The following is a 9,888-nucleotide window of genomic DNA, read 5'->3' as shown; positions in this document are numbered from 1 at the left end:
GCGTCCAGCGCCGCGACCACCTACCTAGCGAGCCACCGGAACGAGCTCCAGGCAGATCTTGGGCAGCTGGGTCGTCTTGCCGGACCCGGTCTCGCCCGCGACGATCACGACCTGGTGGTCGCGGATCGCGGCGGCGATGTCGTCCCGCTTCTGCGAGACCGGCAGCTCGGCGGGGTAGGTGACCGTCGGGACGGCGGCGCGGCGGCGCTCCACCCGGCCGGCGGCGGCCTCGACCTCGGCGGCGATCTCGGCGGCCACGCGGTCGCGCCGGGCGGCGTCGCGCATCTTGGCGGTGCCCTCGATCCGGCGGCGGAGCCGCTGCCTGTCGCGCGGCATCAGCTCGGGCAGGCGCGCGCGCAGATCGGCGAGCGGCGAACTCACAGGTGTGTCCTCATAACCAACAGCAAGAATACGGACCGGGGGCACCGTAGCCGTCCGGCCCCCTGACGGCGAATCATTTTCCGGGTCCGGGAGGGTGCAACGCCCACCCGGGTCGCGGCATTCCGGGCGGGGGACGAACGGTCCGGTATCCGCCTTCATCGCCAAGGCCCTGCCGCGGCCGGCCGGGATCGCCCATCATGGTGGGCATGGAGACCCCTCCGTCGGCCGGGCGCTACCGGATCGACCGGCTCCTCGGGTCCGGCGCCTTCGCCGCGGTGTGGCTCGGCCACGACGCCGAGCTGGACTCGCCGGTGGCGATCAAGGTCCTGGCCGAGCACTGGGCCCGCCGGGACGACGTCCGGGAGCGGTTCGTCCAGGAGGCGCGGCTGCTGCGCCAGGTCGACTCGCACCGGCTCGTCCAGGTGTTCGACATCGGCGCGCTGCCGGACGGCCGCCCCTATTTCGTGATGACCTACGCCGACCGGGGCACGGTCGAGGACCTGCTCGCGGCCGGGCCGCTGCCGGTGAGCGAGGCGCTGCGGCTGGCCCGCGAGGTGGCCCTGGGGCTCGCCGACCTGCACGCCGAGGGCATCGTGCACCGGGACGTGAAGCCGTCGAACGTCCTGCTGCGGTCTGGCGCGGGCCGGGACGACCGGGTGTTGATCTCCGACCTCGGCATCGCGCGGACCGGGGACCGGCTGTCCAGCCTCACCCTACCCGCCGGCTCCCCCGGCTACATGGCCCCCGAGCAGGCGGTGATCGACGGCGCGCCGGACCACCGCGCGGACGTGTTCGGCCTCGGCGCGCTCGCCTACCACCTGCTGACGGGCGAGCCGCCCGGGGAGGCGCCCCGGCCGCCCGGCGCGCTGCGTCCGGGCGTCCCGCCGTCGGTGGACGCGGTGGTGCTCCGGGCCCTGGCCCCCGACCGGAACCGGCGCTGGCCGTCGGCGGGAGAGTTCGCGGACGCGCTGTCGCGGACGACCAGCAGGATCGACACCGATCCGCTGCCCGGCGTCCGGGCCGCGCGCCGCGGGCGATGGACGCGCCGTCCGGTGCTGCTGGCCGCCGGGGTACTGGCGCTGGCCACGGCCGCCGGGGGCGGGACGCTGCTGGCGATGAACGGCGGCGACGGGCCGGGCGCGGGGCGGCACACCGGGGACCGCGATGCGGGGCCCGGCGACCCGAACGGCCGCTGGCTGCGCACCGACCGGGACATCCCGCCGCAGTACCGGCGGCTGATCGTCCGGGCCGGGACGTGGTGCCGGCTGCCGGGCCTCAGCCCGGCACTGATCGCGGCGATGCTGAAGGTCGAGAGCGGCTTCGACCCGAACCTCGCCGATCCGGTGAAGGGCGAGTACGGCATCGCCCGCTGGACCCCGCACGTGCTGACCGCCTGGCAGCCGGGCGGCCTGAACAACCCGGAGCCGCGCCCGGACGACCTCACCCCGGACCTGTCCATCCCCGCGATGGGCAGGTTCCTCTGCTACTGGGGCAAAGACCTCGTGAACGTCCCGGGCGACCCGGCACTGAACCTCGCCGCGACCTACCGCACGTCCTCCAAGCGGGTCGTGGAGGCCGGGGGCCCGCCGCCCAAGTACCGCGACTACTGCGCCCAGGTCGGCCGCTACCTCGCCTACTACCGCCCGTCCTGAGGGTCTAGGACGCGCCGTAGACGGGTTCGGGGGTGGGAGCCTGGGCCAGCAGCACGGTGACGGCCTCGCCGACCTCGGCCGGGTCCCAGCGCGCGCGCTTGTCGACGGACGGGCCGTGGCGGAAGGCGTCCATGACGCAGATCCGGCCGCCCTCGGCCTCGAAGACGCGGCCGGTGACGCCGCGGGACGCGGCCGAGCCGAGCCACACGACCAGCGGGGAGACGTTCTCGGGGGCCATGGCGTCGAACCCGCCCTCGGCGGGCGCGGCCATGGTCTGGGCGAAGACCTCCTCGGTCATCCGGGTGCGGGCGGCGGGGGCGATGGCGTTGACGGTCACGCCGTAGCGGCCGAGTTCGGCGGCCGCGACGAGGGTGAGGCCGACGATGCCCGCCTTGGCGGCCGAGTAGTTGCCCTGGCCGACGCTGCCGAGCAGGCCCGCGCCGGACGAGGTGTTGATCACGCGGGCGTCCACCGGAGCGCCCGCCTTGCTCCGCGCGCGCCAGTACAGGCCCGCGTGCTTCAGCGGCAGGAAGTGGCCCTTGAGGTGGACGCGGACGACGGCGTCCCACTCGTCCTCCGACAGGTTGACCAGCATCCGGTCGCGCAGGAAGCCTGCGTTGTTGACCAGGACGTCCAGGCCGCCGAAGGTCTCGACGGCGAGGGCGACCAGGGCCTCGGCGCCGTCCTCGGTGGCGATGTCGTGGGGGCTGGCGACGGCCTGCCCGCCGAGCTTCTCGATCTCGGTGACGACGTCGCGGGCGGGGCCGGAGGCGGTGCCGGAGGCGGGGACGCCGGTGCCGTCGCGGGCGACGCCGAGGTCGTTGACGACGACCCGCGCGCCCTGCCGGGCGAACTCCAGGGCGTGCGCGCGGCCGAGCCCTCGCCCGGCGCCGGTGACGATGACGACGCGGTCCTTGCAGATCATCGGCGGCTCCTCAGTCGCGGTCGACGGTTCTGTCACGGTCGGCGGTCCACTCGCGGTCGGCGGTTCACTCGCGGTTGACGGTGGCGGCGTCCAGGAAGGCGGGGCGCTCTCCCCCGCCGTGCAGCAGCAGGGCCGACCCGCTGACGTAGCCCGCGAGCGGCGAGGCGAGGAACACGCACGCCGCGCCGACGTCGGCGGGGTCGGCGAGGCGGCCGAGCGGGACGGTCCCGGCGACGGCGGCGATGCCGTCCTCGCCGCCGTAGTGCAGGTGGGAGCTCTCGGTGCGGACCATCCCGAGGGTGACGGTGTTGACCCGGATCTTCGGGGCCCACTCGACGGCGAGGCTGGTCGCGAGGCTCGCCAGGCCGGCCTTGGCCGCGCCGTAGGCGGCGGTGCCGGGCGAGGGGCGGACGCCGCTGACGCTGCCGATCATGATGATCGAGCCGCCGTCGTCCTGGGCCGCCATGCGGGCGTGGACGGCGCGGGACATCACGAGCGCGGACACCAGGTTCAACTCGATGATCTTGATGTGGCGGCGCACGTCGCCGTCCGCGACCGGCTGGAACGGCGTGCCGCCCGCGTTGTTGACCAGCACGTCCACGCGGTCGAGGCCGCCGGCGAACGCCTCGGCGGCGTCCGGGTCGCGGACGTCCAGGGCGGCGAACCGGGCGCGGCGGCCGTCCACCTCGGGCAGCTCGGCCGGTTCGTGCCGGGCGACGGCGACGACGTCGGCCCCGGCGGCGAGGAAGGCGCGGGTGACGCCGAGGCCGACGCCCCGGACGCCGCCGGTGACGACGGCCGTCCGGCCGGTGAGGTCGAGTTGCGGCCGCTGCTCCTGCGACATTGCGCCCTCCCCGGGATGGCCTCTACGGTCAGTTCTAACAAATGTTTGGTGGAAAGGTAGCGCATGGGAGTCTCCACCACGACCCACGAGTCCGGGATAGCGGAGATCGTCGTCGCCGCCCCGCCGGTGAACGCGCTGACGGTGGCGGGCTGGTTCGAGCTGGCGGACGCGCTGCTGGCGGCCGGACGCGACCCGCGGGTCGGCGCGGTGGTGCTGCGCGCCGAGGGCCGCGGCTTCAACGCCGGCGTCGACATCAAGGAGATGCAGCGGACCGGCGGCCACACCGCGCTGGTGGGGGCGAACCGCGGCTGCTTCGCGGCGTTCGCCGCGGTCTACGACTGCGAGGTGCCCGTCGTCGCCGCCGTCCACGGGCACTGCCTGGGCGGCGGGATCGGGCTGGCGGGCAACGCCGACGTCGTCGTGGCGTCCGAGGACGCCTACTTCGGGCTGCCCGAGATCGACCGGGGCGCGCTCGGCGCGGCCACCCACCTGGCCCGGCTCGTCCCGCAGCACCTCATGCGCGCCATGGTCTACACGTGCCGCAACGTGACCGCCGAGGAGCTGCACCGGCACGGCTCGGTGCTGGAGGTCGTGCCGCCCGCCGGGCTGCGCGCCAAGGCGATGGAGGTCGCCGGGGACATCGCCGCCAAGGACCGCTACGTGATCCGGCGGGCCAAGGAGTCGCTGAACGGCATCGACCCGGTCGACGTGAAGCGGTCCTACCGGTTCGAGCAGGGCTTCACGTTCGAGCTGAACCTCGTCGGCGCGGGCGACCGGGCCAGGGACGAGTTCGTCGAGAAGGGAGCGCGGTGATGGGCGCCCGCACGACACCCGACCGCACCACGTCCGACAAGGTGATGACGATCGACGAGGTCGTCGGCTCGCTGTCGGACGGCATGACCGTCGGGATCGGCGGCTGGGGGTCGCGGCGCAAGCCGATGGCGCTCGTCCGGGCGATCTGCCGCTCGTCCCTGCGCGACCTGACCGTGGTGTCCTACGGCGGCCCGGACGTGGGGCTGCTGTGCGCGGCGGGGAAGGTCCGGCGGCTGGTCGCCGCGTTCGTCACCCTCGACACGGTCCCGTTGGAGCCGCACTTCCGCGCGGCGCGGCAGAGCGGTTCGATCGAGCTGACCGAGTACGACGAGGGCATGTTCATGTTCGGCCTGTACGCGGCCGCGCACGGCCTGCCGTTCCTGCCCACGCCCGCCGGGCTCGGCTCGGACGTGCTGCGTGTGAACCCGTCGCTGCGCACCGTCCGGTCACCCTACGGGGACGGCGAGGAGCTGGTCGCGGTGCCGGCGCTCACGCTGGACGTCGCGCTGGTGCACATGAACCGTGCCGACGCGCGCGGCAACGCGCAGTACCTCGGCCCCGACCCGTACATGGACGACCTGTTCGTCAAGGCCGCCGGTACCTCGTACGTCTCATGCGAACGCCTCGTGGACACCTCCGACCTGCTCAAGGAGGGCCCGCTGCAGTCGCTGCTGATCAGTCGGGCGCACGTGGCCGGCGTCGTGGAGACGCCCAACGGCGCGCACTTCACCACCTGCGAGCCCGACCACGGACGCGACGAGGCGTTCCAGCGCCACTACGCCAAGGCCGCCGCCGACCCGGACCAGTGGACGGCCTTCGCCGAGCGGTTCCTGTCCGGCGACGAGGCCGCCTACCAGGACGCGGTGCGGGCGTTCCGAGAGGAGAACCACCGATGAGCCCCTCTGTCGCCACGGCGTCGCGCGCCGAGGTGTGCGCCGTCGCCTGCGCCGAGCTGTTCCGGGGGGACGGCGAGATCGTGGCGGCGGCGGTCGCCGGGTTCGTCCCGATGCTCGGGTCGCGGCTGGCGCGCGCGACGTTCGAGCCCGGCCTGCTGACCACCGACGGCGGGCCGGTGCTGGCGGCCGAGCCGACGCCGCTCGGCGCGTCCGCGGCGGAGATCGAGGGCTGGCTGCCGTTCCGCGACCACCTGTGGCTGGTGCTGAACGGACGGCGGCACGTGGTGATGGGCCCGAGCCAGATCGACCCGTTCGGGAACATGAACATCTCCGCGATCGGCGACTGGGCCGAGCCGGCCAGGCAGCTGCTGGGGTCGCGCGGCGCGCCCGGCAACACCCGTCTGAACCCCACGAGCTACTGGGTGCCCAAGCACTCGACGCGCGTGTTCACCGAGAAGGTCGACTTCGTGAGCGGGGTGGGTTGGGACCGGGGGGCGCACGAGATCCGCGCCGTCGTCACGAACCTGTGCGTGTTCGACTTCGCGACGCCCGACCACCGGATGCGGTTGCGGACCGTCCATCCCGGGGTGCGGGTGGAGGACGTGGTGGCCGCGACGGGGTTCGAGCCGGTGATCCCGGACGAGGTGCCCGAGACGCGCCCCCCGACCGCCGAGGAACTGCGGATCATGCGCGAGGTGCTGGATCCGAAGGGTCTGCGCGACCGCGAGGTCCCGGCATGAGCTCCGGGCAGGTGCTCGACACGCCGCTGACGCGGTTGACCGGTGTCCGGCACCCGGTCGTGCAGACGGGCATGGGCTGGGTCGCGGGGCCGCGCCTGGTCTCGGCCGTCGCGAACGCGGGCGGTCTGGGGGTGCTGGCGTCGGCGACGATGACGCTGGAGCAGTTGCGGCTGGCCGTCCGCGAGGTGAAGGACCGGACGGACGCCCCGTTCGGGGTGAACCTGCGCGCGGACGCGGGCGACGCGGGCGACCGCATCGACGTGCTCGTCAAGGAGGGCGTGCGGGTCGCGTCGTTCGCGCTGGCGCCGCGCCGCGAGCTGATCGCCAGGCTCAAGGACGCGGGCGTGGTGGTGATCCCGTCGGTGGGGGCGCGGCGGCACGCCGAGAAGGTCGCCGCGTGGGGCGCGGACGCGGTGCTGGTGCAGGGCGGCGAGGGCGGCGGGCACACCGGGCCGGTCGCGACGACGCTGCTGCTCCCCCAGGTCGTGGACGCGGTGGACATCCCGGTCATCGCGGCGGGCGGGTTCTTCGACGGGCGCGGGCTGGCGGCGGCGCTCGCCTACGGCGCGGCCGGGGTCGCGATGGGCACGCGCTTCCTGCTGACCTCCGACAGCTCGGTCCCGGAGGGGGTGAAGAAGGTCTACCTCGGGACGTCGGAGACGGTGGTGACCCGGCAGGTGGACGGCATGCCGCACCGAGTTCTGCGCAGCGACCTGGTGGCCGGCCTGGAGGAGGCGGGCCGGGTGTCGGGGCTGGTGCGGGCGCTGCGGAACGCCGCCCGGTTCCGGAAGATCTCCGGGATGTCGTGGCGGGCGATGCTCGCCGACGGCAGGGCGATGAAGCACGGCAAGGACCTGTCGTGGTCGCAGGTGCTCATGGCCGCCAACACGCCGATGCTGCTGAAGGCCGCGATGGTCGACGGCCGTCCGGACCTGGGAGTGATGGCGTCCGGGCAGGTCGTCGCGGTGATCGACGACCTGCCGAGCTGCGCGGAGCTGATCGGCGCGATCGTGGCGCAGGCCGCCGAGGTGCTCGCGCGGCAGCCGTCCCACCTCGCGCGCTGACCTGCCCAGTCGAGGTCCGTAGGGCGGTCAGCGCACGTCCGGGCTGGGCGCGTCCGGGCGGGGCGCGGTCCGGTGGTCGAGGCCGTCCAGGAGGAGGTCGAGGCCGCGCCGGAACTCCTCGTGCGAGGAGATCCCGCGCGCCCGGGCCCCCGCCGCCGCCATGTGCGGGAACTCCTCGGGCGGGAGCGCGGCGATCACGTCGGTGCCGGGCCCGGACAGCGGGCCGAGGTGCTCCAGCTGGATCGCGCCGATGATGTAGGCGGTCACGCCGCGCAGCGCGACGATCCGCGCGTCGCCGCCGAACCCGGCGTCGGCCAGCACCCCGAGCAGGGTCTCCGACCAGCGCAGCAGCGTGATCGAGCGGTGCCGGTGCACCGGCGCCAGCGGGACGGTCTCGGGGTGGGCGGTGACCGCGAGCCGGAGCCGCTCGACCAGTGCGGCGACCCGCTCGCGCCACGGGCCGTCCGGCGGCGGACCGGTCGGCATGCCGGCGAGGACCCGCTCGACGACCAGCGCCTCCAGGTCCTCGCGGCTGTCGACGTACCGGTAGAGCGCCATGGTGCTCACGCCGACCTCCTTGGCGACCGCGCGCATGGAGAGGGCGGCGAGGCCGTCGCGGTCGATGACGACCAGGGCGGCGGCGGCGAGCTGGGGCCGGGTGAGGGAGCGGGGTCGCGGCATGGTCTTGACAGCGTACGACATACGCCTACCCTCATGAGTGTATGCCGTACACCTACAGGGAGGGCTTCCCGTGCCCAGGTTCGACCAGACCCACGTCCCCGCCCACGAGCTGACGTCGGTGACCGGCGCGGCGGTCCGCGTGCCCGACCCCGAGCGCGTCGTCCACCTGCAGTTCCGCCGCTTCGCGGGCTGCCCGATCTGCAACGTGCACCTGCGCTCGTTCGCCGTCCGGAACGCCGAGATCGAGGCGGCGGACGTCCACGAGGTGGTGGTCTTCCACGCGCCCGCCGAGGAACTGCGCGAGCACGTCGAGCACCTGCCGTTCGACGTCATCCCCGACCCGGAGCGCAGGCTCTACCTGGAGTTCGGCGTCGAGTCGACGCCGCGCGCCCTGCTCGACCCGCGCGCGTGGCCGATGATGGTGCGCGCAGTGGTCGCGGGTCTGCTGCGCCGCGACCCGTTCCCGAGGTCCCGCCCGACCGGCGGACGGCTCGGCCTGCCCGGCGACTTCCTCATCGCCCAGGACGGGACCGTCCTCGCGTCAAAGCTCGGCGAGCACGCCAACGACCAGTGGTCCCTGGACGAGATGCTCGCGAAGCTGGCCCTGGCTAGGGCCGCGCGGACCGCGCACGCCGGGCGAGCATGACGATCGCCAGGCTCGGGACCACGAGCACGCCCAGCGCGGGCCCGAACCCCGCCGTGGACGCCGCCGTGGACACGGTCGTGCCGAGCAGCGCCGAGCCGAGTGCCAGGATCGCGATCTGCCCGAGGTTCTGGCTGGTCTGCATCGCGCTCCCCGCATAGCCCGTCCGCCCGGACGGGGCGTGCGCCAGCGACAGGACGGTCAGGGTCGGCGCGGTCATGCCCATGCCCACGGCCGCGACGACCAGGGCCGACGCCGGGATCCATGCGGGCAGCCCGGCCGCCGCCGCGATCCCCGCGCCGCCGGTCGCCAGGGCGAGCAGCAGTGCGCCGGCCGCCACGAGCAGGTGCCGGGGCCGTTCGGCCAGCCACCGGCTCTGCGCCCAGGACGAGATGGCCCACGCGACGGCCGACCCGGTGAACGCCAGGCCCGCGACCGCCGGCGGGACGCGGCCGTCCAGGTTCAGCATCAGCGGGACCATGGCCTCCAGGGTGAAGAACGTCCCGGACGCCAGACCGGCCAGCAGCACCGTGGCCGGGAGGCCGGACGCGGCCCGCCATGTGCCCGGCGGCACCATGCGCCGCACGAACGCGGCCAGCACGAGCACGGCGGCCGCTCCGCAGGCCAGGTGCACGGCGTCGTGCCCGGACAGCGCGTACTGCCCGAGCCCGGCTCCCACGCTCACCGCCAGGGCCACGACCAGGCCGGGGCCCTCGGCTCCGGCGGGTGCGCCGCGCCGTGGCAGCCGGCCCAGAAGGACGATCACCGCCAGGCCGGGCAGCAGCGTCAGCGCCGCGAGGCCGAGGAACACCCAGCGCCACGACCACCACGAGACGACAAGGCCGGCGAGCGGCGGGCCGATCAGGGACGGCCCCACCCAGGCGGCGCTCAGCAGGGCCAGGACGCGGGGCCGCAGCCGGTCGGGGAAGGTCTGCCCGATCGCGGCGTTGGTGGCCACCAGGATCATCCCGGCGGACACCCCGTCCAGGAACCGTCCGGCGGCGAGCTGCCAGACCGTCCCGGCCGTCCCGGACACCACCAGGGTCACGACGGCCAGGGCGAGCCCCGCGGTGAGCGGGCGTCCCGGGCCCGACCGGTCCGACCAGGCGCCGCCGACGACCCCGCCGACCAGGCCGGCCGCCACGAAGGCGCTCGCGACCAAGGGGTACAGCCAGAGTCCGTCGAGGGCGCGGACGGCGATCGGCAGGGTCGGGAAGACCGCGAGCCCGGCGAGGGCTGTGAGCACGGT

Annotated in this window: 10 protein-coding genes and 1 pseudogene; 6 read left to right on the top strand and 5 right to left on the bottom strand. The window is 74.7% G+C overall.

What is annotated here, in order from left to right; translation table 11 throughout:
- Window positions 1–42: 42 nt before the first annotated feature.
- A pseudogene (locus AB0J52_RS15230) lies at window positions 43–381 on the bottom strand (hypothetical protein); the annotation flags it as partial.
- Between the two features lie 206 nt (window positions 382–587).
- Between AB0J52_RS15230 and AB0J52_RS15225 the strand changes: the two are divergent.
- Window positions 588–2,033, top strand: a complete 1,446-nt coding sequence (locus AB0J52_RS15225; protein WP_500182190.1) for a protein kinase domain-containing protein — start codon at window positions 588–590, stop codon at window positions 2,031–2,033.
- A 4-nt stretch (window positions 2,034–2,037) separates the two neighbouring features.
- On the opposite strand, the gene AB0J52_RS15220 is transcribed toward AB0J52_RS15225, so the two are convergent.
- Together AB0J52_RS15220 and AB0J52_RS15215 are read right to left on the bottom strand one after the other, a co-directional pair.
- Window positions 2,038–2,958 (bottom strand): SDR family oxidoreductase, encoded by a 921-nt coding sequence (locus AB0J52_RS15220; protein WP_500182189.1) that lies wholly within the window; start codon window positions 2,956–2,958, stop codon window positions 2,038–2,040.
- A 64-nt stretch (window positions 2,959–3,022) separates the two neighbouring features.
- Window positions 3,023–3,802 (bottom strand): SDR family oxidoreductase, encoded by a 780-nt coding sequence (locus tag AB0J52_RS15215; RefSeq protein WP_500182188.1) that lies wholly within the window; start codon window positions 3,800–3,802, stop codon window positions 3,023–3,025.
- Between the two features lie 63 nt (window positions 3,803–3,865).
- Between AB0J52_RS15215 and AB0J52_RS15210 the strand changes: the two genes are divergently transcribed.
- Genes AB0J52_RS15210 through AB0J52_RS15195 form a run of 4 tightly spaced genes read left to right on the top strand, consistent with a single transcriptional unit; the run spans window position 3,866 to window position 7,315 of the window.
- Complete coding sequence (locus tag AB0J52_RS15210) at window positions 3,866–4,615, top strand: enoyl-CoA hydratase family protein (RefSeq protein ID WP_500182187.1); 750 nt, start codon at window positions 3,866–3,868, stop codon at window positions 4,613–4,615.
- Window positions 4,616–4,659: 44 nt separating this feature from the next.
- A complete protein-coding gene (locus tag AB0J52_RS15205; protein WP_500182191.1) occupies window positions 4,660–5,511 on the top strand; it encodes a CoA transferase subunit A in 852 nt (283 codons plus the stop codon).
- Window positions 5,508–6,251, top strand: coding sequence for a CoA-transferase subunit beta (locus tag AB0J52_RS15200; protein WP_500182186.1), 744 nt, complete (start codon window positions 5,508–5,510; stop codon window positions 6,249–6,251). The genes AB0J52_RS15205 and AB0J52_RS15200 overlap by 4 nt, the downstream gene beginning before the upstream one ends.
- Window positions 6,248–7,315, top strand: coding sequence for an NAD(P)H-dependent flavin oxidoreductase (locus AB0J52_RS15195; RefSeq protein ID WP_500182185.1), 1,068 nt, complete (start codon window positions 6,248–6,250; stop codon window positions 7,313–7,315). The genes AB0J52_RS15200 and AB0J52_RS15195 overlap by 4 nt, the downstream gene beginning before the upstream one ends.
- A gap of 27 nt (window positions 7,316–7,342) precedes the next feature.
- Here AB0J52_RS15195 and AB0J52_RS15190 read toward each other — a convergent pair whose 3' ends face one another.
- On the bottom strand, window positions 7,343–8,017 hold the full coding sequence (locus AB0J52_RS15190) for a TetR/AcrR family transcriptional regulator (protein ID WP_500182184.1): 675 nt from the start codon (window positions 8,015–8,017) through the stop codon (window positions 7,343–7,345).
- Window positions 8,018–8,066: 49 nt separating this feature from the next.
- Here AB0J52_RS15190 and AB0J52_RS15185 point away from each other — a divergent pair, with 49 nt between their 5' ends.
- Window positions 8,067–8,642, top strand: a complete 576-nt coding sequence (locus AB0J52_RS15185; protein WP_500182183.1) for a peroxiredoxin-like family protein — start codon at window positions 8,067–8,069, stop codon at window positions 8,640–8,642.
- Here AB0J52_RS15185 and AB0J52_RS15180 read toward each other — a convergent pair.
- On the bottom strand, window positions 8,605–9,888 hold a 1,284-nt coding region (locus tag AB0J52_RS15180), incomplete at its 5' end, for an MFS transporter (protein ID WP_500182182.1). The two genes, AB0J52_RS15185 and AB0J52_RS15180, sit on opposite strands and share 38 nt — an antisense overlap.

Origin of the sequence: Spirillospora sp. NPDC049652 (genome assembly GCF_040675125.1) — a bacterium.
In the GTDB taxonomy this organism is placed as follows: Bacteria; Actinomycetota; Actinomycetes; order Streptosporangiales; family Streptosporangiaceae; genus Spirillospora.
This window is presented reverse-complemented; position numbering and strand designations above follow the sequence as displayed.